Source organism: Dehalococcoidia bacterium (genome assembly GCA_035528575.1).
In the GTDB taxonomy this organism is placed as follows: domain Bacteria; phylum Chloroflexota; class Dehalococcoidia; order E44-bin15; family E44-bin15; genus DATKYK01.
On sequence record DATKYK010000024.1, the window covers coordinates 1 to 23,195 of the forward strand.

General features: G+C 52.2%; 20 protein-coding genes. 16 read left to right on the forward strand and 4 right to left on the reverse strand.

Annotated features, from left to right (window positions below; all coding sequences use genetic code 11):
- The 16 genes from VMX96_05450 to VMX96_05525 form a co-directional block, all read left to right on the forward strand.
- Window positions 1-538 (forward strand): hypothetical protein (locus tag VMX96_05450; protein ID HUU63349.1); only part of this gene is annotated, 538 nt, incomplete at its 5' end.
- Window positions 539-843: 305 nt separating this feature from the next.
- Window positions 844-1,725, forward strand: a complete 882-nt coding sequence (locus VMX96_05455; GenBank protein ID HUU63350.1) for an enoyl-CoA hydratase/isomerase family protein — start codon at window positions 844-846, stop codon at window positions 1,723-1,725.
- A 16-nt stretch (window positions 1,726-1,741) separates the two neighbouring features.
- Window positions 1,742-2,887, forward strand: coding sequence for a thiolase family protein (locus VMX96_05460; GenBank protein HUU63351.1), 1,146 nt, complete (start codon window positions 1,742-1,744; stop codon window positions 2,885-2,887).
- 13 nt (window positions 2,888-2,900) lie between these two features.
- Window positions 2,901-4,070, forward strand: coding sequence for a thiolase family protein (locus tag VMX96_05465; protein ID HUU63352.1), 1,170 nt, complete (start codon window positions 2,901-2,903; stop codon window positions 4,068-4,070).
- Window positions 4,071-4,082: 12 nt separating this feature from the next.
- Window positions 4,083-4,583 carry an OB-fold domain-containing protein gene (locus tag VMX96_05470; GenBank protein ID HUU63353.1) on the forward strand — a complete coding sequence of 167 codons (501 nt, stop codon included), beginning with the start codon at window positions 4,083-4,085 and terminating at the stop codon, window positions 4,581-4,583.
- Between the two features lie 12 nt (window positions 4,584-4,595).
- Entirely contained in the window at window positions 4,596-5,066 is a 471-nt protein-coding gene (locus VMX96_05475; protein ID HUU63354.1) for a Zn-ribbon domain-containing OB-fold protein, read from the forward strand.
- Window positions 5,067-5,086: 20 nt separating this feature from the next.
- On the forward strand, window positions 5,087-6,304 hold the full coding sequence (locus VMX96_05480) for a CoA transferase (protein HUU63355.1): 1,218 nt from the start codon (window positions 5,087-5,089) through the stop codon (window positions 6,302-6,304).
- Window positions 6,305-6,316: 12 nt separating this feature from the next.
- A complete protein-coding gene (locus VMX96_05485; GenBank protein ID HUU63356.1) occupies window positions 6,317-7,552 on the forward strand; it encodes a CoA transferase in 1,236 nt (411 codons plus the stop codon).
- 76 nt (window positions 7,553-7,628) lie between these two features.
- Entirely contained in the window at window positions 7,629-8,720 is a 1,092-nt protein-coding gene (locus VMX96_05490) for a Zn-dependent alcohol dehydrogenase (protein ID HUU63357.1), read from the forward strand.
- 178 nt (window positions 8,721-8,898) lie between these two features.
- The gene (locus tag VMX96_05495) at window positions 8,899-10,635 is read left to right on the forward strand and encodes an NAD(P)/FAD-dependent oxidoreductase (GenBank protein HUU63358.1); all 1,737 of its coding nucleotides are present in this window, start codon (window positions 8,899-8,901) and stop codon (window positions 10,633-10,635) included.
- A 33-nt stretch (window positions 10,636-10,668) separates the two neighbouring features.
- Window positions 10,669-12,135, forward strand: a complete 1,467-nt coding sequence (locus tag VMX96_05500) for an NAD(P)-binding protein (protein HUU63359.1) — start codon at window positions 10,669-10,671, stop codon at window positions 12,133-12,135.
- A 19-nt stretch (window positions 12,136-12,154) separates the two neighbouring features.
- The gene (locus tag VMX96_05505; GenBank protein HUU63360.1) at window positions 12,155-12,940 is read left to right on the forward strand and encodes a 3-oxoacid CoA-transferase subunit A; all 786 of its coding nucleotides are present in this window, start codon (window positions 12,155-12,157) and stop codon (window positions 12,938-12,940) included.
- Window positions 12,941-12,950: 10 nt separating this feature from the next.
- Window positions 12,951-13,622: a 3-oxoacid CoA-transferase subunit B gene (locus VMX96_05510; GenBank protein HUU63361.1), complete on the forward strand. Its 672-nt coding sequence runs from the start codon at window positions 12,951-12,953 to the stop codon at window positions 13,620-13,622.
- Between the two features lie 55 nt (window positions 13,623-13,677).
- Window positions 13,678-15,309: an NAD(P)/FAD-dependent oxidoreductase gene (locus VMX96_05515; GenBank protein HUU63362.1), complete on the forward strand. Its 1,632-nt coding sequence runs from the start codon at window positions 13,678-13,680 to the stop codon at window positions 15,307-15,309.
- A 33-nt stretch (window positions 15,310-15,342) separates the two neighbouring features.
- On the forward strand, window positions 15,343-16,785 hold the full coding sequence (locus VMX96_05520; GenBank protein HUU63363.1) for an NAD(P)/FAD-dependent oxidoreductase: 1,443 nt from the start codon (window positions 15,343-15,345) through the stop codon (window positions 16,783-16,785).
- 99 nt (window positions 16,786-16,884) lie between these two features.
- A complete protein-coding gene (locus VMX96_05525) occupies window positions 16,885-17,178 on the forward strand; it encodes a GYD domain-containing protein (GenBank protein ID HUU63364.1) in 294 nt (97 codons plus the stop codon).
- Here VMX96_05525 and VMX96_05530 read toward each other — a convergent pair.
- The 4 genes from VMX96_05530 to VMX96_05545 all read right to left on the reverse strand — a co-directional run bounded on the left by VMX96_05530 (window position 17,113) and on the right by VMX96_05545 (window position 22,867).
- The gene (locus VMX96_05530) at window positions 17,113-17,454 is read right to left on the reverse strand and encodes a 4-hydroxyphenylacetate 3-hydroxylase N-terminal domain-containing protein (GenBank protein HUU63365.1); all 342 of its coding nucleotides are present in this window, start codon (window positions 17,452-17,454) and stop codon (window positions 17,113-17,115) included. The genes VMX96_05525 and VMX96_05530 overlap by 66 nt on opposite strands.
- Window positions 17,455-18,029: 575 nt before the next feature.
- The gene (locus tag VMX96_05535) at window positions 18,030-18,713 is read right to left on the reverse strand and encodes an EthD domain-containing protein (GenBank protein ID HUU63366.1); all 684 of its coding nucleotides are present in this window, start codon (window positions 18,711-18,713) and stop codon (window positions 18,030-18,032) included.
- 85 nt (window positions 18,714-18,798) lie between these two features.
- Window positions 18,799-21,102, reverse strand: a complete 2,304-nt coding sequence (locus tag VMX96_05540; GenBank protein HUU63367.1) for an ATP-binding protein — start codon at window positions 21,100-21,102, stop codon at window positions 18,799-18,801.
- Between the two features lie 4 nt (window positions 21,103-21,106).
- Window positions 21,107-22,867 carry a metallophosphoesterase gene (locus VMX96_05545; protein ID HUU63368.1) on the reverse strand — a complete coding sequence of 587 codons (1,761 nt, stop codon included), beginning with the start codon at window positions 22,865-22,867 and terminating at the stop codon, window positions 21,107-21,109.
- Window positions 22,868-23,195: the final 328 nt, after the last annotated feature.

The following is a 23,195-nucleotide window of genomic DNA, read 5'->3' on the forward strand; positions in this document are numbered from 1 at the left end:
TGTCATGGCGGGTAATATCGACCTCAAGAACTTCGGCGGGCATTCCACCTGTGAGAGCTTCTGGGACCCTCACCTCGTCTATGCCCCTTGGGGCGGGGAGGTCTCCTTCTTCCAGATGCACGCTCCATACGACATCGTGGGGGGGTGGGAGAAACGCTCCCCGGAGCTGCAGGATGCGATTCTTGATAAATGGCACAAGGTGGCTCCAAACTTCACAAAGGACAACGTCATACAGACCAACGCCGAGACCCCGGTGGACATCGAGATCCGGCTCCCTAACATGCGCCGCGGCTCCATAAAGCACGGCGACTATCGGCCGACGCAGCTAAATACCTTCCGCCCCAATATAGAATGCTCCGGCCACGCCACACCCATCGATGGCCTATATGTGTGTGGGGTCTCCTCTTATCCGGGTGGACTTGTACTCGGCGGGTCGGGCTACCTCGCCGCTAACAGGGTGGCCGAGGACATGGGTGTTAAGAAGTGGTGGAAACCTACTCGTGAGATGGAGCGTTTCACTAAGACATATATGAAATAGCCGACCCGGCCAATATCGCAGTGGGCTAAATTAGGCTTGTATTAGCTAGATAGTGGTCGGCATTAGAGCTTGTTATCTAAAAACGACCTTCTTACTGAAGCGGGGAATTAAGCCTACGGTGAAGCTTATCTTAAGCCCAAGAGGGGAGGTGTTGTGCGATTTTGAAAGCCTGGTGAGGGAATTTATTCAAGCATTTACTCTATGTCGCAGGCTCGTTATAGAGCATGATGGTTCCAGCATATAGGGGTGATATAGTAACCAAATGTCGGACGCTATAATGGAGGAATAAAGGGAGGATTTTCTCTATGCTATACGAGACCATCAAGTATGAAAAGGAAGACGGGTTATGTCTCGTCACGCTTAACCGACCCAAATCGCTAAATGCACTAAACGTGAAGATGTGGGTTGAGCTGGATCACGCAATGAACCTTATCGACAACGATGATGAGATAAAGGCGTTCGTTTTTACCGGCGCTCCAAGGCCTGATGGAAGGCCCTGCTTTTGTGCTGGAGCTGATGTTAAAGAGATGGCAGGTTTTATTTCGGGCGGCCAATTCGCCCAGACCGAGAGCACTCAAGCGGCTCAAGAGGCTCCCGATGCCCCATCAGCCCGGATCCCAAAAGCACAATACTCAATAGCAAAGACCCTCTGGTCCCTCCGCCAGCCCAGGGGAGCAATGGTTCCCACCTTTGAGAAGATCGCCTGGTCGCCCAAGATCTCAATAGCCGCCATCGACGGCATATGCACTGCCGGCGGTATCGAACTGGCACTTTCCTGTGATATCATCATCGCCGCGGAAACGGCCCAAATAAGTGACATGCATGTAAAGAACCTGGGGTGGATCGGCGGCGCAGGTGCCACAGCAAACATGGCGTGGCGGGTAGGTGTTTCCAAGGCCATCGAGCTATGCTGCACCGGTGATGTCATCGATGGCAAGGAAGCCCACCGCATTGGCCTCGCTAACCAGTTTTGGCCTCCGGAGCAGTACCTTGATAAGGCCAAGGAGATGGCGAGAAAGATCGGCAGCATGCGCGCAGCGGCTCTCATCATTACCAAGGCAACCTGTCGCTCGGTACAGGATATGGACCGCAAATCAACCCAGCGTTACTGCGACGATGGTTTTTCCATACTACTCAGCGAGCAAGAGGCCTCCGATTTCGGCCCCCAACGCTGGGTAAAAGAGTAATAGTAGGGAAATCGTTATGGCCGAAAGAATAGGAATCGTATCAGTCGCTCAGACCAAATATAGCCCCAATAGAGCCGATGTAAATGAAGAGGAACTTGCCTATGAGGCGATAAAGCAAGTGCTGGAGGAGACGGGGTTGACCCTTTCCGATATGGACTCTGCGGTAACCTGTTCTCAGGACTTCTGGGACGGCAGGACCATATCCAGCATGAACATCCAGCACGTTGTGGGCGCGCATTTGGGACATGAGGACAATATTTCTGAGGATGGAATCAATGCCGTTTACGCAGCCATGGGACAGATACTCTCCGGGCACCAGGACATCGTACTGGTTGAAGCACATACCAAGGAATCCCAGTGTGACAAGAGCCTGATCGAAAACGCTGCCTTCGATGCCATTCTCATGAGGCAGTTAGGCCTGGACTTTACCTCAGCCGCTGCCCTGCAGGCGAAACGCTACATGTACAGGTACGGTTTAACTGCAGAGCAGTGCGCCGGTGTGGTTATAAGGAACCGCGCTAATGCCAAGAACAATCCATTCGCTCAGGAGCCCATGGATATCTCGGTGGATGATGTTCTCGGCTCGAAGATGCTGGTATCCCCCATCAGGCTCCTGGATACCAAGCCGATATCGGATGGCGCATGTGCCATGATTATGGCGACGGAGGCGAAGGCCAAGAAGCTCGCCAAGAAGCCGGTCTGGATATTGGGAGCATCAAATTGCTACGAGACGCACTACCTTGGAGACAGGGAACTGGCCGATTGTGATGCCCTGGTGAAGGCTGCCAAGAAGGCCTACAGCATGGCCGGAATCGACAACCCATTGAGGCAGATAGACGTTGCCGAGATATCGACGGAATACTCTTACCAGGAGCCCCTGTGGATGGAAGGTCTCGGTTTCTGTGGCCGGGGTGAGGGAGGAAAACTGGTTAATTCCAGAGTGATAAGGATGGGTGGCAAGCTCCCGGTTAACCCATCGGGAGGAGTACTTCCAGGCAACCCCAATGGTGTGGCAGGAATGGCCCGCGTGGCTGAGGCGGTACTTCAGCTTCGTGGTGATGCTGGCGCTAGGCAGGTAAAGGGGGCTAAGGTCGCCCTTACCCACGGTTATACCGGCATCTGCGGGCAGCATCAAGCGGTGATGATCCTTGGTAATATGTAGGGAGAGGTGAGATATGCCTGGCAAAGTGGCTATAGTAGGGACCGGTCAAACGTACCACACCGGCAGGCGCAACGATGTGAACCAGCCGGAGATGGTTGCTGAGGCAGTGAGAGCCGCACTGGCCGATGCCCAGCTTAGCATTAATGACATCGAGGCTGTTTTCTCGGGCAATATGGAGACCTTTGAAGGTATCTTTCTCCCCGATCACGGGATGGCCGCGGAAGTCGGAGCCTTCGGCAAGCCAGGTTTCAAAGTTAATACAGGTGGTACAACCGGCGGCTCGGTCGTCGCTGAGGGCTTCTATATGGTTTCATCGGGCCTATACGACATTGCCCTGACCATTGGCTTTGAGAAGCAGGATTGCGGCGATACCACCGCTGCTATTTCGGCTGCCGCTGTCCCAACGTGGGCTAAAGGCGCAGCAACCGGCGCCATCGGCGAGTTTGCCAAACAGGCACTGTCCTATATGGAGACATCAGGGGGCAAGGAAGAGCATGCCGCTATGGTGCGGCTTAAGGCGGACCGTGGCGCATGCAGAAATCCGCATGCCCACCTGAAGCTCGGGCTTAAGAGCATAGACGAGGTACTGCAGTCGCCATATCTGGTATGGCCGCTCAGGCTGATGGACTTCTGCCCTCAATCCTGCGGTGCCTGTGCCCTTATACTAGCCTCGGAGAAGAGGGCCAAGAAGATTCACAAAAAGCCGGTCTGGATCGCGGATCTCGAGGTGGTGCACCAGGAACCTTTCCGCGCCGGTATCTTTGGCGATCCAACCGGCAAGGAAACCTACACCCAGCATGTGGCCTGCCAGAGGCTGTATAAGAGGAATGGAATTACCAACGTTCGAAAACAAATCGATATGGCTGAGATCTACGAACCCTCCAACTGGGAGGAGATGAATCTCTATGAGCATTTTCACATTTGTGATGTGGGCGAGGGTTGGAAGCTGATAGAGAAGGGGATAACCGAGATAGAGGGAGAGTTCCCGGTAAATCCCTCCGGTGGTGTGATAGCTACCAATCCCATCGGTGCTACGCCGGTCATCCGTGTAGCTGAGGCTGCTCTCCAGATTCGGGGGGACGCCGGTGAGCACCAGGTAACCAGGGACGTCAAGTCTGCCCTTGCCACCGCTCTCGGTGGGCCCAACTGGACAGCGATGTTCTTGCTTAAGAGGTCGTTGTAGGAGGCCAATCAAATGTCAAAGGAATCCCCGAAGAAAAGGGTAGATGAACCTGAGTATATTCGTATAAATTATAATGCACCTCGGCCTTACAACTGGTCCACCGGCAAGTACCTGGGCAAGGTCTATGCAGAGGCGAAGGAAAGCAAGAAGCTGGTGGGCAACCGGTGTCCCCAGTGCAAGGAGATCTGGTTGCCGCCGACGCCGGTCTGCCCCAAGTGCAAGGTTGATATGGGCTGGGACTGGGTCGAACTGCCCCAGACGGGCACTTTATACCAGTACACCTATCTCGTCTATCCGCTGTGGGACCCGCACTTTGGCGAGAAATGGGCCAACCCATACCCTTCCGCCATCATCCTTCTGGACAATGGAGTTTATTACAGGCACTGGCTGGAAGAGACAGACAAGGAGAAGCTGAAGGCGGGGATGCGGTTGCAGGCCGTTTGGAAAGAAGATTATGAGGAGCGTGGCCAGGGAGTACAGGACATCCTGTACTTCAGGACGATTGAGGGGTAGGAGGTTATAGAGATGGCGAAAGTGACTGAGAAACTGGAGGGGATGGATGTCTGGATCTATCACGGGCAGATAAAGATTCCGAACAGTTATTCCGCCGGCGCTGTGGGGAGCCGTTTTCTTATAGGGCTGAGAGATAAAAAGAAAATTATGGGCACGAGGTGCCCCACATGTAATCGCGTTTACGTCCCGGCCAGGTCTATCTGTAAGGATTGCTTTGGCCAGCTCGATGAGTGGGTTGAGGTAAGCGATAAGGGGACCGTGCTCACCTATTCAATTGAATACGAGCCAAAGCCTATCCAGCCGGTTGATCCTCCTATCGTATACGGCATCATTCAACTGGATGGTGCTGATACCGGCTTGGTTCACATGCTGGGCGAGGTTGACCCCGAGCAACTAAGGGTTGGCATGAGGGTTCAGGCGGTATTCAGTGATGAGCGTGTGGCCAGCATTATGGATATTAAATACTTCAAACCCTTATATTAGGACAATTAAAAGGTTCCACAGTGACAAATGAACGGGAAGGTGCACTAAGCGTATACCGAGTACTGGATCTAACCGATGGCAGGGGTGCCTACTGCACCAAGCTGCTGGCAGATCTGGGCGCGGATGTCATCAAGATCGAGCGGCCCGAAGGGGACACGGCACGTGCGATTCCTCCCTTCGTAGATGACGTACCTCATCCTGAAAAGAGCTTGTATTTTCTCCATCGCAACGCCAACAAGCGGGGTATTACACTGAATCTAGATACTCTCGAGGGCAGGAACATCCTGAAGAACCTGGTCGAGACAGCCGATGTCCTAGTGGAGAACTCGCCTCCGGACTATATGGCAAGCCTGTGTCTTGACTATTCGGTGCTCAGCGAGATAAGCCCCGGGCTTATCATGGCCAGCATCACCGAGTTTGGACACTCAGGCCCTTATAAGGATCGCAAGGGCTCTAACCTGGTTGATTTCGCCATGAGCGGCGTGATGATCACCAGCGGCTACCCTGGAAAAGAGCCATGTCTTCTACCTGGATCGCCCGCTTACGATGCAGCCTCGGTCCATGCTGGCGTATCCATAGTGGCTGCCATCTACATGCGCGGCGTAACCGGGCAGGGGCAGTACATTGATACATCGGTTCACGTAACCTCGCGCACGGGGCTCTATCCCTGGATAGTGCCAAACTTTTCCTACGCTCTCAATCCAGGAGGGCCGCCACCGACATCTGAGACCAGAATGGGGGCCCAGATCTACCCGGTTTACCCCTGCAAGGATGGTTTTATCCGGATAATAGCCCTGACCCCACGGCAATGGGATGCCCTGGTACGGGTGCTGGGTAACCCCGAAATACTTAAAACGCCCGAATGGCGGGATTTCATGTACCGAATCGGCAATGCCGATGATCTGTACGCCCTCATGCTGGAGCATACCGAGAAACACACCATGCTTGAGCTCTTCGAAGCAGGTCGCCGCGAGGGAGTGCCTATCGCCCCCATCCTAAGCATAGCGGACTTCTATAATAGTCCACAAACCAAAGCTAGAGATTATTTTGTAGAGATTGACCATCCAGTAGCTGGCAAGGCTGACTACCCCGGGCCACCCTACAAGTGGACAGAGACACCAGCGGTTATGAAACGCCCCGCTCCATGCCTCGGAGAACATAACGATGAGGTCTACTGCCAGGAGCTGGGCCTCTCAAAAGATGACCTTGCCGCCCTCAGGGGTGGCGGAGTACTGTAGTAGGAGAATGAAGTGCTTCCTCTAGAAAATGTTAGGATATTAAGCTTCGGCACCGGGGGTGTTGTTCCCGATGCGGGTAAGATTTTCGGGGAGTTAGGGGCTGACGTTATCAAGATAGAGTCTAAGGATAACCTCGATTTTATGAGGACTATCGGCCCCGATATCAATAACATTGGCCAGTTCAATGAAGCGAATCGGAGCAAGCGCAGCTTTGGCGTAAGCCTGAAGACAGAAAAGGGCAAAGAGATCGTCGGTCAACTCGTCAAGATAGCTGATATCCTGGCCGAGAACTTCCGTGGCGGCGTTATGAAAAGTCTGGGGTTCGATTACGAGAACGTGAGCAAGCTTAACCCCCGGATTATCTATATCAGCAGCCAGGGCTTCGGCGGGGGAGGTCCCTACAGCGACTACCAGGCCTATGGCCCGATGCTCTCAGCAGCCTCCGGCGTTCTCTCGATCTGGGCTCAACCGGATGACCCCTATCCAGTCGGCTCCAACTCGCCGTGGCCAGACCACATGGCCAGCAAACATGTTGTAATAGCAGCACTGGCTGCACTTGACTACAGGCGCCGCAGCGGCAAAGGGCAGTTCATCGATATGGCTCAGACCGAGGTTGCGGCCAGCCTCGTTGGTGAACACTACCTGGACTACACCTTCAACAAGAGGATCCCTGGGCCTATGGGGAATCGATGCCCCTACGCAGCCCCCCATGGCTGTTACGCCTGCAAGGGTGCAGACGAATGGTGTACTATAGCTGTATTCACCGATCACGAGTGGCAATGCTTCTGTGATGCTATTGGCAATCCTTCCTGGACCAAAGACCCCAAGTTTTCCCACCTGCTGGGCAGACTTAAAAATGTTGACGAGCTTGATACAAAGGTTGGTGAATGGACGGCAACGCTGGATGCGCATGTGGTAATGGAAACCCTGCAGGCTGCTCACGTAACTGCCGGGGAAGTACAGCGTGCCCCTGACACCCTAGCTGATCCGCAGCTTAAATGGGATGGTGCAATAGTAGAGCTGGACCACCCGGTATCGGGGAAGAGGCTTTACCCCGGAGTACCGTTCAGAATGTCAGGCACCCCTCCACTAAAGAGTACTACAGCTCCCCTGCTGGGCCAGCACACCGAGGAGATATGCCGTGACCTGCTGAATATGTCGGATGAGGAGATCAAGCGATTGATAGATGAAGACGTACTGCACAATCCAGAAAGTGCCAAGGGAGCCGGGGGCGGGATGTTCGGTTGAATATATATAAACCAAATAAGGAAGGAAACCTGGAAGATCAGGTTTATAGATAAAAATAAAAAGGAGGAAATGAGCAATGAAGGCAGCGGTACTGTATGAGATCAAGACCCCATTAAAGATTGAGGATGTCTCTCTCGATGACCCACAACAGAACGAGGTGCTGGTAAAAATTGTGGCTTCAGGAGTGTGTCACAGCGATCTTCACTTCATGAATGGCGATATGCCACAACCCACGCCCTTTGTACCGGGGCATGAGGGAGCTGGCATCGTGGAAAAAGTAGGGCCTGGGGTAACCACCCTTCAGCCCGGCGACCATGTACTGCTCAACATCGCGTTTTCGTGCGGCAAATGCCCCCGCTGTTACGAGGGTCGGCCCACCCTGTGCGTGGAGAACCTGCCTATTCAGATGATGGCGACTCTACCCGGTGGAGGAATACGATTACATAAGGGAGATCAAGCGCTGTATCACCTTTTCGGCCTTGCCTGCTTTGCCCAGAAAGTGGTGGTGCATGAGCGGTCAGCAATAAAGATCCGGGAGGATGCCCCTCTAGATGTTGTGTGTGTCCTCGGCTGTGGCGTTAGCACCGGCATTGGCGCCGCGATAAATACAGCACATGTAAGGCCTGGCGAAAGCATAGTTATCTATGGCTGTGGCGGCGTAGGGCTGAGTGCCGTTATGGGAGCTAAGCTGGCGGGCGCTGGCACGATCATCGCCGTTTCCAGGTCGGATCACAAACTGAACAAGGCCAAAGAGCTGGGGGCCGATTATGTGATCAAGGCATCCGAGGAAGAGCCCCTGGCGAAGGTTGCCGAGCTAACCGGTGGTGGGGCAGATTACGCTATTGAGTCTGTAGGGAGTGTGAACGTTATAGTGCAAGCCCTGGGCTCAATTCGCATGGGAGGCACCTGCGTAGTAGCCGGAATGGCCCCGCTCGCTGATACGCTCACCCTCGCTCCCTTTCATTTCCTCCTCGGCAAGACTATGACCGGGAGCACCCAGGGCGATGTAGTACCCCAAATCGATATACCAAGATACATCGATTTGTTCATGGCAGGTAAGCTCCCCATCGATAAGCTCATCACCAAGAGCTATAAGCTGGAGCAGGTTAATGAAGCCTTTGAGGCGCTCGAAAAAGGTGAGGCAATTAAAAGCGTAATTAAACTATGATGCCGTTTCTAAGAGACTGCTGAAAAAGAGGTGCCACGATATAATCGGGGTCGGGGGTCTCCCCGATGTATCGGGGCAGTTTCAAAAGTTCTCCCAAATGGAGGATTAGGGATTGATAAAGAATATTTCAGCAATCTCTCCAATAATGCTCGTTTAATCTAAATGGAAGGAGATTTCGATGGCTGATGAGACCTTTGATGCAGTAATAGTTGGCGGGGGGAATAAGGCATTATTTCTTGCCATGTACCTTCTTAAATATGCCAATATGAGCGTAGGCATATTTGAAAGGCGGCATGAGATAGGCGGGTGCCTCGCCACCGAGGAGATCGCCGCTCCGGGCTTCCGCGGCAACACCCACGCCCAGATACAGTTACCTTTCTACTATCTTCCCCTGTGGCGTGACTGGCCCGAGTTCTGGGACTATGGGGCCCAGCTGGAACAGCATATCTGCGCCTCTGGCGCCGTTTTTAGAAATAATCAGACCTGCCTGGGCATCTACAGCGAAAAATACGATATGGACCAGACGCGCACGGCTAAGGAGATCGCCCGTTTCTCTGAGAAGGACGCCGAGAAGTGGCTTAAGATGAGGAAGTTATGGCTCAGCCGTGAGATGCAGCACGTTCAGATGGACATGATGTTCAACCCCGCGGAGGTCCGCGCTCTCGACCCTGGCATTGGTGGGCGGCAGCTTGCGGTGTATCCAGGGCTCGTTGAATGTGGTCCCGGTATAAACCCGGATTCGCTCCTTATGTCGGCTACGCACGTTCACAACGCACGGGAATGCTGGGAAAGTAAGGAGTTACAGTACACCAACCTGCGATTTGTACTCTCATCAACAATGGATGTCAACCAAACCGGGGCCGGTGCCTGGACATTCGGTTACGCCGCTATGATGCCATCCGTAGCCTTCATTAAAGGAGGGACGCACCAGGTAGCCCATGCCGCCCACAAGATCCTGGTCCGCGATGGGGCAAAATTCTTCCTCGGTGCAGATGTAGAAAAGGTGCTCATCGAGAATGGCGAAGCCAAAGGCATCCGTCTTACCGACGGCAGCGAGATCAAGGCCAACAAGCTTGTGGTAAGCACCTTAAACCCAGAGCAGCTCTGCTTCGACCTGATCGGCAGGGAACACATCGACGACGTGCTGGCACGGCGCATCGAGCTCCTGGAGACCGGCTTCGGCTGCCTGATGTGGTATACGTTTGCTATACACGATGCGCCCAAGTATGAAGCTGAAGCGTTCAATCCCGATATACATGATGCATACTGGATGGGGCTAGCCGAGGATAACGACCCCATGCACGTTGCCCGGGAGTGCTACTGGGCCAGGCTGGAAAAGTTCCCCCCGCTTGAGGACTTCTGCCCTACAGTATGGTGCCATAGCATACCTGACCCCTCCTACGCGCCACCGGGGTTCCATACCGCAAACAACGAGCAGCTGGGGCCACCCGTCAGAGCTCACACCGAGAGGGAGTGGCTGGAGATAAAGAAGAAGTACGCCGAGGACCTGATAACTGTCTGGCAGCGGCATGCCCCTAACATGACATGGGACAATATCATCGGCGTCGATTCTAATAGCCCCTACGACCACCTACGGATGAAGAACCTGGCGCCTGATAGTTCTATAGGAGTCCTCGACCGGGTGCCGCATCAGTGTGAGGACAAGCGGCCAACCCCAGAGCTGGCAAACCATCGCACCCCCATAAAGAACCTGTACGCTACCGGGGCCGCATGGCACCTGGGGGCAAACTCCGGTTCGTCCGAGTCCTACAACTGCTACAAAACAATCGCCAAGGATATGAACCTGCCGGGACCGTGGCAGGAGCCGGGAAAAGAGGAGCCGGAGTCTCTTTTCCAGCAGTTCAACTGTATCATGAAAAAGCTGGAGGACTCGGGCAAGGCGAATCCAAAATAGAACGTGTCCTTACAGTCCAAATGGAGGAGCTTTATGGCGAATCATAAATACGATGTTATCGTAGTAGGTGCAGGCCCCGGAGGCCTCTGCTGCACCGCTCTCCTGTGTAAATGGGGCCTCAAGACACTGCTCGTGGACAAGAACACGATACCCGGCGGCAAGGCGATAACCGTGGAGCACAACGGCTTTAAATATGACCTGGAGCCCAAGCTCCAGGTGCCGATGACCGGATCTGCCTTCCCACAACTGTACGCTGAGCTGGACATCGAGGATCAACTAGGCGCTATACCCTGTGAGCAGGTCTCGATGTCATACCGGCACAAGTCAGCAGATAAGTACAAGACCGCAGTCTTGGGGCAGACGGGGCAGGACCCCAAACCACTTTTTGACCTTTGGGGACTGGATGAAAAGGAAGGAGAGGAGGCTATTCCGACACTTGCCGAGCTTGCCTTCCTCACCCCCGAGCAGCTTGACGCCATGGACGATATGACCTTCGATGAATGGTTGAAGCAGCGGAATGTCCCGTGGGGCGTTTATAGCTTCTTCTGTATGCAAGCTAACGGCTCCCTGGCAGAGCCCATCGACCTCGTAGCCGCCTCAGAGCAGGGAGCGATCATGCAGCATATCGCCACCGCCGGGGGCGGCGGATACTATAAAGGCGGTTTCGGGCGAATGCTCGATGTCATTGCCGATTACATCAAGGCCAACGGCGGGGATATAAAAATGGGTATCAGAGTGGAAAAGATAAAAGTCTCCAACGGCCGCGTAACCGGGATAGCTAGCGATAAGGGAGACTTCGACGCGTCCATAGTGGTTAGCGACGTAGGCATCCAGCCCACCATTTTGAAGCTGGTGGGTGAGAATGAGTTCGACAGGGGCTATGTTAACTATATAAAAGACCTGGTCCCCGGTTGGGCCTTTACAGCAGTGAGGTACTTCCTTAATAAGAAAGTGGTGAAAGAGCAGATGGCCATGATCTATGCCGACGAGACATGGTTGAACATGGAGCGATTCCTCAAGATCAGGTCCGGCCATGTCCCCGAGGAAGTACTAGCGTTCTTCACCGTCCCATCCAACTACGACCCCAGCATGGCGCCAGCGGATAAGCAGTGCATTATCGCCGGCACCATCTGCTCTCCTGACCCTAAGGCCCCCGAGATAGAGATGCAGAATAACAAGATAGACCAGATGCTGGATAAAATCTTTCCCGGGTTCATGGACGCCTGTTTCGAAAGGCAGGCCACAGGACCAGCCGAGGTATCAGCGGCAACGCGGGATAGCGTGCTACCGGGGCAAGGGGGTGAGTGCGTTGGTCTGGCACAGATAGTCGGCCAGTGCGGCAAGCACAAGCCATCCCAGAAAACACCCATCGCCGGCCTTTTCATCGTTGGCGCCGATGCCGGCGGTAGGGGCATGGGCACTCACCAGTCAGGGGAATCGGGTATGAAGGGAGCTCGCCTGGTGCGCCGCTATCACACCATGAGACAAGCAGCCACCTAAAATATGGAGGAGGAAGCCTATGCCGATAAACAAGATAGTCGCCAGCTTCGATGAAGCGGTGGCCGATATACAAGACGGTGCCACTATAATGGTGGGCGGCTTCGGCACGGTGGCCAGCTGTCCCAGCCTGCTTATGGAAGCACTTGACAGAAAGGGCGTGAAGAACCTCACCACCATATCAAATACCACAGGTTTCGGATCCGGCGTGTGGAAGCTAATGGGTTATAAATTCGCTGAAGATATGGATATCCTGGTAAGGAACGGCCGTATAAAGAAGTCTATCGCCTCAGCTCCAGTGAGCGCCATCTTTGAAAACAACTTCGAGAAACTGCTACGGGCAGGAAAAGTAGAACTGGAAATGGTCCCCCAGGGGACACTGGCAGAACGTATCAGGGCAAACAAGGCCGGGTTGGGTGGCATATATACACCGGTGGGAGTGGGAACAGTTGTAGAGGAGGGAAAAGAGACTAAGATTATCAATGGCAAGAAGTATATACTGGAACTTCCTCTAGAAGCTGATTTCGCCCTGATTAAGGCGCATAAAGCGGACCGTTGGGGTAATCTGGTATATCGAGGGAGCTCGAGGACCTTCAATGAGACTATGGCAGGTGCCGCCAGGGTAACAATAGCCGAGGTTGATGAGATTGTAGAACTTGGTGAGCTTGACCCAGAGGAAATCGTCACACCGAGTGTATATGTTGATAGGGTAGTGTGTCGCCCCAAAGAATACGGCGGTGAAGAGGAGGAGATCGACGTGGAAGCCAAGGCCTCACATGACAAGTTCCTGAAACGGGGGAGCGCATAAGGAGATAGCCATGGAAGAAAAATTCAAATTGGACCGACAGACCATAGCCCTTCGAGCAGCCAAGGAATTTCAGGATGGAGATTCCGTCAACCTCGGTATCGGGATACCGGTTTTATGCGCAAACTACATTCCTGCCGGTAGAGAGGTACTGTTCCAATCCGAGAACGGTATACTTGGCTTCGGTGAGGTAACCGCCCCCGGCGAAGGCGATCCAGACTTGCTCAATGCCAGCGGGCAAACAGTACACCCCAGACCGGGAATGAGCTGCTTCGGCCATGCGGAATCATTCACCATGATCCGAGGGGGTCATTTAGACGTCAGCGTCATGGGGGGCTTTCAGGTCTCTGAGAAGGGCGATCTGGCTAACTATATGGTCCCGGAAAGGAAGATCGGGGTAATCGGTGGCGCTATGGATCTGGCCTATGGAGCTAAAAGAAAGATAATTTTAATGAACCACGTCACCAAAACAGGTGAACCACGGATTTTAAAGAAATGCACTTATCCCTTAACTACGCTCGAGTGCGTCAACCTGGTGATAACCGACATCGCCGTTATCGAGGTGACCGATAAGGGGATGGTACTTAAAGAAGTGGCCCCGGGATGGACTCCGGAGGAAGTGCAGAGCCTGACCGAGCCGAAGCTTATAGTCGACCCTGACTGCCATGAGATCGAATTAATGTAGTGCGATAATAATGCCTTAAATATAAAGGTAAATATGTAAAGGACAAGGAGGAAAAATGCAGGAGAATTACGACGTAGTAATCATCGGGGCTGGCCCTAACGGGTTAACAGCTGCTTGCTACCTGAGCAAGGCGGGCCAGAAGGTCTTACTGCTGGAGAAGAGGATTGAAGTAGGTGGCGGGCTGGCAACAGAGGAGATAACGCTGCCGGACTTTTTTCACAACACCCACGCCATCTACCACCTGATGGTGGATTATGCCCCTCCCCTGGTGGACTTCGAGGTAGAGTCACGATATGGCCTCCAGTTCATCCGCCCCGAACTCCAGTTCGCCCTGCCGCTCCCTGATGGCAGAAGCTTGTGCCTCTACACGGACGTTGAGAAGACCTGCCAGTCGATAGCCCAGTTCTCGCAAAAGGATGCTGACAGCTACCGCGATATGAGCCAGCGGTTCTACAACGTTACTAATGACTTCATCGGTCCAGCCACCTATTGTCCACCAATGCCGCCGCTGGAGCAAACCATACAGCTGGAAGAGAGCGGCGAGGTGGGCAAGGAGATCAATAAATACGTCGAGATGACCCCCGAGGAGATCATCGATGAGCATTTCGAGAACGACATCGTTAAAACGCTGATGCTCTATGTCGGCTGCCACTGGGGCCTCGATTATGACGCCTCCGGGGCAAGCTTCATGGTACCCATGCTCATCAACCGCGCCACCAATTACAGGCTCTGCCAGGGAGGGTCTCACCGCCTGTCCAACGCCTTGACCAAGTTCATGCTGGAGTATGGTGGGGAGATCCTCACCAATGCCCAGATCAAGCGTATTATCGTAGACAACGATACGGCCAAGGGTGTAGAGATGGAGGACGGCACCACCTACATAGCCAACAAGGCGGTAATCAGCACCATCGACCCACACCAGACATTCCTACAGCTTGTCGGCGAAAACAACTTGGAGCCAAACTTCGTGGAAAAAGTTACCGGGTGGGAGTGGGAGCACTGGAGCCTGAACCACCTGCACCTGGCTCTCGAGGAGCCACCACAGTTCACTGCGGCGGCAAACAACCCGGACCTGAACAAGGCCTTCGTCTACGTCCTGGGCTACGAAAGCACCGATCAACTAAAAAAGCACTGGAATGAGATGCGCGAGGGGAAATTGTCTGATACCCCCGCCTTCAACTGCTGCTTCCCCAGCATCCACGATCCATACCAGGCGCCACCGAACCGCTGCTCGGGTCTCATCTCGCAGATGGCCCCGTACAATCTCGATGGGAACAAGAACAAGTGGTTGAGCATGAAGTTCAAAGAGGAGTGTGCCGAGAAGCAGATTGCGGTGCTGCAGAAATATGCCCCGAATATGACGCGGGACAAGGTGATGTGGTGGAATATGACCACCCCTGCCGACATCGAGAACAAGTTTGCCAATATGGTTCATGGATCATATAAGCAGGGAGCCTACGTTGTCTTGCAGATGGGTTACCTGAGACCCAATGATGAGTGCTCGGGCAATACGTCGCCGATAAAGAACCTCTATCTAGGAGGAGCATCCAGCTACCCCGGCGGCCTGGTCACCTTCGGGCCGGGAGTTTGCGTCTCTGATAAGGTAGCCGAGGACTGCGGGATCGAGAAATGGTGGCCAGTACCCGAAAGCGTGGCCGCTGCCCGTGCCAAGGGTATGCCACTATAAGTGCGAACACGCTTAAAAGTGAGGAGGTTCATCATGGCAGCTCCAAAATATGACATCATCGTAGTGGGAGCCGGACCCGGAGGCTGTGCCTCTGCCGCCCTGCTGCAGAAGTGGGGCGTGAAGACCCTGCTGCTGGATAAGAACGACCGGGTGGGCGGTAAATCGCTAAACATGAATAAAGACGGTTTTACCTATGAGCTCTGGCCGGTGCTGGCAACACCGATGCTCAACACCAAGTTCCAGGAGGTGGCAACCGAGTTGGGGGTGGAGATTAAAATGTCTGAACTGGTGCCCGCCGCTAAGGGTGGCGGCTTCCTATACCGCCCCGCCAAATCAAAGAAATACGAGAGCTTCATACTTGTACCTCCCTTCATGATTCCCGAAAGGCTCTCCAAGGAGGAAACGGAGGAGGTCAATCGTCTTTTCAGTGACATGGCTGCCCTTACTCCCGCGGAGATGGATGCCCTTGATAATGTCAACTTCCACGATTTCCTCACCCGCCATAATGTATCCCAGTCCGTGTATAGCTACCTGGCGGTAATGGTCAATATCCTCTTCGTGGAGCCTATCGACTTAGTTGCCGCTTCGGAGATGGCCAAGACAATGAACGACTTTACCACCAAGCTGGGCTCGGCCTATTTCATCGGCGGTCAGGCTCAGTTATTTGAAACTTTCATGAAAGCGTTTAAACGCGACGGGGGTGAACTGCGCCTGCGCACCAGGGTGGAGCGAATCATTGTCGAAAACGGCCGGGTTCAGGGGGTATACACCGATAAAGGCACATTTAAGGCGCCAATCGTTGTAAGCAACGCTGGTATCCAGCCTACTGTACTCAAGCTGGTGGGGGAGGAGCACTTCGACAAGAGCTACGCCAACCACATCAGGGAGCTGGTTCCGTCGCTGGGACTTATGGGTAGCCGTTACTTCTTAAACAAGGTAGTATTTGAAGATAGTGCTTATATCATCTACTCTGACGACAGCTGGTGGAATATGGAACGCTACGTGAAAGCCAAGGCGGGTGAGATCCCCAAGGATATGCTCATAATTGTCTTCAACCCATCGGGCTTCGACCCCAAACTCGCACCCAAGGGCAAGCAAGTAGTGTTGACTGCAACACTATGCCCAGCCGACCCCAAAATGAAAAACATGAAGGGGTGGCTGGACGCGCTGGATGAACAGGTAACCAGGTTCAATCCAGAGCTCCGCAAACACATAATACGCCGCGAGGACTACACCACTGCCGACGTTAGCCGGGTCACCCGGGACAGCGTAGTCCCCGGTCAGGGTGGTGAGTGCATCGGTCTCGGTCAGATTGTGGGCCAATGCGGCAGCCGCAAACCATCGCCCAATGCGCCGATACAGGGTCTGTTTTACGTCGGCGTTGACTCTGGCGGCTACGGGGTGGGAATACACCATGCAACAGAATCCGCCGTTAACGTAGCGCCTATTGTGCTGAGATACCACCAGACGCATTAAGCGGTGTTCACCAATTGCATCCTAATCGACGCTAATTACATAACAGAAAATCACTGTCGATAGTTTAAATGAAAATATCTAAATAACAAAGGAGGGGCCATGGCAAACTATGTTGTACTGATGAAGATTACTCCCGAAGGTGCCAAGAATCTCAAGGATGCTCCAAAAAGGTTGGCCAAATACAACGAGATCCTGGCCGCTGAAGGGGCGAAGATCACTGCAGCTTATTCCACACTGGGGCAATACGACTTTGTCGCCTTAATCGAAGGCCCTGAGGACTTCGCTAAAGTAGCCAAATGCTCTGCGGCTATATCCATGATGGGAGCGTTAAGCACTCAAACCATGCCAGCCATGCCCGTGACAGACTTCTTTAAAGTTGTTGCAGAGATCTAAAGAAGGTTTAATCCCTCGGTCAGCCAGGCTTCCTGCGATTGGTAAGATAACGTGGGTCCAGCGGCTGATATCCTCGTTGATAATGGGAGACATCACCGTTGCCAGTTCTCGGTATTGTGGATCCTGCCCAAGCTCGTAGGTTACCGCCGCCGAGTTTATCCCAACCCTGAATGCGGGGTGATCCACAATGTTTTCGATCTGTTCTCCCCCCAGGTAGACCCTGGGTTCCTGCCTCCTCAGGCTCTCAATATACTCCTCCCGAGTCCGTAGTGCCATTTCTATCCCTCCTTTGCCATTATTCGTGCCAACCGCACCCCCGTGCCCAGGTACAGATCTAACACGGTTATGTTAATCAGTCAAAGTCTATTACCTGTGCGTATTACTGGCAATAGTAATCAACCATGACCTCGTTCAGATAAATAGTTGATACTTGGTTGATTTCACCTCACTAATCATTGCAAGACGCTCTGCGACAAATCCAACGCAGGGACGAGTGAAGCAATACGCATCCGTGCTACACCATAGGTTCAAATAGGTAGACACCGTATATGGGAGTCCAGAGGAGGTTCCCCCATCTGGCAGGGATCTCCCCGATATATCGGGGCAGAAATACATCTCAGGGCGGGTGGGTGGTAAAATAGCCAATCGGTCATTGCGAGCCCCGATTTCTCGGGGCGTGGTAATCCCCACGTCTAATGATAGAACACCACTAAGATTGCCACGTCCCTCGAGGTCGACAGGTGGGTCGACGCTTCGGCCCATGTCGGTGTCCTCGCAATGACGGATAAAAACGGCGAACGGTGACGCGTCGTTAATGTACCGAAAGAGTACACCATCTTTACTATTTGAGGCTAGCTGCGGATATGATACTCCGTAAGCAGGTAGTTCTCGGTGGCGGATATTTTCATGAACTTGTTGGTATGTCGGTACACCTTGAGTATGTTGGGAAGCATCCTGAATGCTCCCCCAAAAAAGCGCGCCGGGTTAGTGATGTCTCCGAGGCTGCGGAAATGTTCCTCTACGATGCCATCGAAAGGGGGAGAATCCTCGATAACGACTGACTCCACTACGTTGCGGGTGTAGTTCCACAGAGGGTGAATCCTTAGTGCCATCGGGGTGTGGTGTCCAAACCACTCATCCATGAATTGCTCGTAGCTCAGTTTGGCATTCTTTTTCATGAGTGTGAGTAGCACCATACCCGGCGAGGCGTTGCCGTCTTCCCAATCCTTTTCATAGGCAACCGGCGTTGACTCGGTGACACGATATCCCGTCACTCTCCCGCCAGTGCTAGTCATCTCCGCCTGCCAGCGCTCGATATCCCCATCTAATTCACCCCAGATCGATACTAGAGCCACTGCGGTTGCCTTCAGCGGTAGGATAGTGAACCTCGGTTTTTTATACTCGGTAAGGCTGATCTTGAGTTTTTGTGGCTCAAGCTCAAGCAATCCATGCACAAGTTTATCGAATATCTGCGAACTGAACATTTGTAGTTCTAGCTTCTCAGGACTTCTAACTAAAAATATATATTTTGCCATAATACCCCCATTTTCAATAGACTTAAGCGCAGCACAAATCTACTACCCTGCTTTTTTTACCAACCCACGAGCCCGTAGGTCACCCTCACCACAGCCAAGCCTTTCCTCTTTGAAGATCGAACCAGTCATAATTGACGCGAACCAGAATCTCAATGCCAACAGTTGGGACGAGATATCGCTCCAGTACTTCCGGTATCCTGAAATACATCGAACTCTGGTATTCCTGTATTGGATTTTTCAGTTGGGCAACTCCTTTTGCCTCGTCCTCTTCGTTACCCGATTTGGCCGAAATGATTTGCTGCAGCCGTAGTTCATAGTGGAACACAATGCTCTTCGTGTCAGTGAAAGCGTACGTTATCCGGTTGCCGAACCAGAAAATAGAAGACTCTTCCATTGCCTGAATATCATCGCCGAACGCCTTTGCGGGGCCATCCATCAGTTTGATATAGAAACCATCAATGCCCAGTAATCCTGACTTATCAATAAGCTTGAGTATTTTTGGAGCACCTGCACCTTCGGATGGCTCATTCTCTCCTTGGTCTCCTCGGTCTCCTTGCACCTGCTCAGGTTTCTCCTCACCCACTTCAACAGTAGCCACGTCGGAATGGCTGAGAACATCCCTGATACCTGTTAGATTCCTACTCCTGTCGAGGGTATCAGACTCAACAGCACCACCTTGATTCTCGTGGACGAATGTCAGAATATCGCTCTCTGCAAGTTTCCACAATTCAGCACGTTTTTTAATTAGCTCGTCAAAATCGATGGCACCACTTCCAAAGAACTTGGGGCTTTTTGTTCTGAGCGCGCTCGCAAGGTATTCTTTGCAGAACTCGTTCACGATCGAGTACAGGAAAGATGAACCCTCCAGTGTGTGCAGTCGAGTGATTTCTTGATGCCGAACGTCTACATAGATTCTAGTCTGTGAACCCTTTCTTCCCTGCATGTACGCAGGGACTCCCCCAGTAATTTTTGCAGGTATCAAGGTAAAATCGGTCACTTCATAGCGGAACTTAATAACCGCCTCCAGATTGGCAAGGAAATCAACCTCGAACGATGATAGGTCATTATATTTCTCCTTAATTGTGACAAGTCCTTCGTAGCTTGTCGCGTTGCAGTAGGATGAGAGATAGTCAGTTTCTGCTCTTTTCCTATTGACCTCTGAAGAGAGGAGCACAATCACGTTTCCGCTGGCTTGAAGTACATCCAAGAGCTCCCGCTGCACTTGTGAACCGAAGTAGATGCTGCTTCCGGATTTATGCCTCGCTCTAAGCTCACCGAGCGTAGTCTTCGTGCCATCAGCGAGGTTAACATCAAGCCTTCCAAGACGCTCGGTTAAACCTTCTGCGATAACTTGTCGCAATATGCGTGTGTGTTGAGATAGTAGATCAGTTGAGTCCAGAATGATCTCAATGGCCTGACTTTCAATTGCTTTTGCCAACGTGCTTAATAGCTGCTGGGATTCAGGAGAAAGGGAATCTCTTCCTGCTGTGGGAACAAAGTTGATCATATCCAAACGTCCAGATATTCCAATATGGCTGGGCACAGTGGTGTTGCATAATTTGAATCCTTTCTTGAGGGCCTCTAGAGTACCACTAATGAGTCTGAGCCATCCGCGACATCCAGCGTTCACACCACTGTCACCCGGTTCCCCAATTACCACGTGAATAGTCCCTGCATCATCCCTATAGAATCTCACCTGTATCCTGGAATCGGGCGACAGACTGAGCTGCATCGGTTCAGCCATTACCATCTGCAAATCGCCTATCCTCTCTTCAGACATAAACTGGGCTCCTGAAATGTTCTCCTTATTGAAGGTTACGAGTTCTGGCACATACCTCACGAAGCTCTTTAAATAATCCTTCAACTGCCGGGGGTCACCAGGATTCATCAACTCAGCCTCCACAATTGTGCCATGCGGCCCTGAGTCTTCGCATGGTTCGCTGGTCACGGTTGGTGTGGATTCACCAAAATCGGACCTTTGCAGACTCGTACGGTAACCTGGATACCCTTCTCTCTTGGATGTGACAACAAGGCGATTGCATACACCGAAATTTGCGAATCCACCTATCCCAAAGGTACCTATGCACCCTGCTTTTCTTGCCTCCGGCGTGTTCTTCCCACTTGCTCCAATGCGCCAGAAGAACTCTTGTTGATCTTTCAGAGACATGCCCACCCCGTTATCCGTTATCGTCACTAACTTCTCGTCCACGCTCACAGTCACGCGCCCTTCGGAGAAACCGGGATTCTCAGCTTGGTGCACCCTTATGGCATCCACAGCATTCTGTGCGTTCTCTCGGAGAAAGGCCATTGGAGTGTCGTAGATTTCCTTGGATAGTGTTCTGAGCAGTCTCTCAAAATCGATTGTTATCGGGAATCCTATATTGGTCATAATATCAACTCCTGTCTGTGATGGCTTTGAATTGATCGTAGAGTGTCCTATCACCGTACTGGGATGCAAGATTCCGTACTATCTCGTTTAGTTTCTCTGCGGATTTACTCGGATACAGCTCCGCGCACCTCAGGATTGCCTGACCTGCCAATTGTGATTTGCCCTTGACAGATTGGCTGTTGATGATCGCACAGTAGTCTTCGAATGAAAAGTCATCGCTACCATCGCTTTTGAGCCATGCTTCATATAACGAGACTCCCTCAGGGAGATCAACAATCCTTGCATCGAATTTTAGTATCTCTGCACGAATGGGTGAGGAAGTGTCAGCCTTACACAGCGAGAGATATCTTAATGTTGCTGCCATATCTTCTGCGGCGATTGCCCTGCGGAGCCCCAGCTGCATAAATGATATTGCTGATGTTTCCACGACTTCAGTTCCTAGTGTCCTCTTTGCTTCTTCCTCACGAGCACTCAAGATTGCCCGGAATACAGGGTCGGCATCAGATTCCTTCTTGAGGAATTCATCATACTCCTCGATGAGTGATCCATGATCAGCAAAGACATGGTTCATCAGGCTATTACCGTAGAAATGGATGAGCCTCTGAAATCGTCGCAGTGACAATGCACTTTCCACATTGCTGGCTTCGCCTTGCTGCAATAGTACTGGTGAGTAGAAGCTCGGCGATCCATTCCAGCAAAATGCGATTTCACTCCTAAGGCCGCAAATGACTGTGCACATATGGGCAGGCGCAATGAAGTCTGCGTGTCTCTGCAAAAGCTCCCTATAGACATCCGTCACGACGAGGCTGGACGATAAAGGTGACTCAAACTCTAGCACGTCAATATGGACATACCATCTTCGCTGCTCCGCAACGTAGAGATGACTCTCCACCATTAGTGTGCCATCCGCTATGCTGTAGGTATCAAAGCAGAACTGGTAACCTCTTTCATATTCTTGCAGCAGCGCTCCAGCAGACAATATTATTGTTCGGCCCCCATTCACGATCATGGTCTTTGTCGCTGGCTTGTGAATGTGACCGTGCAGCACGAAATCGAAGTTCTCGCAGCAGATGGCCTCAATGTGTCCACTCTCGAAGCTTGTAAGCCAATGAAACGGGTGATGGACAACTCCAAAAGAAATGCCTCCCTCACATAGCGGCAGTGATTTGATGAACTGGCTCAAGGACAAACTGCCGACCACCAACTTCTCGATGTCCTCTCCGCCACCGTATCCTAGCCACGCAGAGTTCATCTCCCACAACTGCACATCAAGACCGTCGATACTCATGCGATTAACTGCATGAATACTTCCGTTATCTAGGGTAAGCTGGCTAGCTGATGTCAGGTATTTCTCCCGGAATTTATGGTAACGAGCCATCCGTTTCAACAAAGCAGCCCGTTCAGGGGACCGAAGGAATTCTTCAATATCCGGACCCGAGACTATCTTTGTCCTGCATCCCTGAAAGAGATAGCTATTGATACTCCTATCTACATCATGGTTTCCAGGACACATTGACACCCTGTCCCGCTGAAGTTCGAGCATCTGTAGCAGTTTGTTAAGGAAAAAATTTGCGGCAGAGTATTGACCTTGGTCCGCGCTGTACGCAATATCCCCACTTATGGCAACAAAGTCGGGCTTCCACCCCTTCCCCAGATTCTCCTGCGCGGCATTAAAGATACATTCAGCCAGTTCCTTTCCATTAAAGGACATTGAATTGCCAAAATGCATATCCGATATATGAATCCATCTGAGATCGGTTCTCAATTCAGTGCCTCAATATTCTGATAAGTCTCACTGGTTTGCACGCAGTTCTCATTGGGGACCCAGGTATTTAATTCCAAGCTCAATTAAGACTAGCGGCCTGAGAATGTTAATTTATTCTAACGCTATTCTGTCACGACATGCTATCATAGGGCATTTATATATTTAAATTATGTTGATTTATAATGCCATGAATTCGCCCATAGTGCAACAGGAAGCTGATTATAAAAGGCATATCCAAGTATTTGTATTAGTAGTATTTATAAAAGAGCTTCTGTCTATATAGGTTGTGAAGAGGATGGCATGTTCACAATAGACCAAACGGCTTGCC

Excerpts from the sequence above, each read along its gene's own strand:
- VMX96_05455 (HUU63350.1), top strand. The coding sequence starts at position 844 with ATGCTATACGAGACCATCAAGTATGAAAAGGAAGACGGGTTATGTCTC.
- VMX96_05460 (HUU63351.1), top strand. The coding sequence starts at position 1,742 with ATGGCCGAAAGAATAGGAATCGTATCAGTCGCTCAGACCAAATATAGC.
- VMX96_05465 (HUU63352.1), top strand. The coding sequence starts at position 2,901 with ATGCCTGGCAAAGTGGCTATAGTAGGGACCGGTCAAACGTACCACACC.
- VMX96_05470 (HUU63353.1), top strand. The coding sequence starts at position 4,083 with ATGTCAAAGGAATCCCCGAAGAAAAGGGTAGATGAACCTGAGTATATT.
- VMX96_05475 (HUU63354.1), top strand. The coding sequence starts at position 4,596 with ATGGCGAAAGTGACTGAGAAACTGGAGGGGATGGATGTCTGGATCTAT.
- VMX96_05490 (HUU63357.1), top strand. The coding sequence starts at position 7,629 with ATGAAGGCAGCGGTACTGTATGAGATCAAGACCCCATTAAAGATTGAG.
- VMX96_05495 (HUU63358.1), top strand. The coding sequence starts at position 8,899 with ATGGCTGATGAGACCTTTGATGCAGTAATAGTTGGCGGGGGGAATAAG.
- VMX96_05500 (HUU63359.1), top strand. The coding sequence starts at position 10,669 with ATGGCGAATCATAAATACGATGTTATCGTAGTAGGTGCAGGCCCCGGA.
- VMX96_05505 (HUU63360.1), top strand. The coding sequence starts at position 12,155 with ATGCCGATAAACAAGATAGTCGCCAGCTTCGATGAAGCGGTGGCCGAT.
- VMX96_05510 (HUU63361.1), top strand. The coding sequence starts at position 12,951 with ATGGAAGAAAAATTCAAATTGGACCGACAGACCATAGCCCTTCGAGCA.
- VMX96_05515 (HUU63362.1), top strand. The coding sequence starts at position 13,678 with ATGCAGGAGAATTACGACGTAGTAATCATCGGGGCTGGCCCTAACGGG.
- VMX96_05520 (HUU63363.1), top strand. The coding sequence starts at position 15,343 with ATGGCAGCTCCAAAATATGACATCATCGTAGTGGGAGCCGGACCCGGA.
- VMX96_05525 (HUU63364.1), top strand. The coding sequence starts at position 16,885 with ATGGCAAACTATGTTGTACTGATGAAGATTACTCCCGAAGGTGCCAAG.
- VMX96_05530 (HUU63365.1), bottom strand. The coding sequence starts at position 17,454 with ATGGCACTACGGACTCGGGAGGAGTATATTGAGAGCCTGAGGAGGCAG.
- VMX96_05535 (HUU63366.1), bottom strand. The coding sequence starts at position 18,713 with ATGGCAAAATATATATTTTTAGTTAGAAGTCCTGAGAAGCTAGAACTA.
- VMX96_05540 (HUU63367.1), bottom strand. The coding sequence starts at position 21,102 with ATGACCAATATAGGATTCCCGATAACAATCGATTTTGAGAGACTGCTC.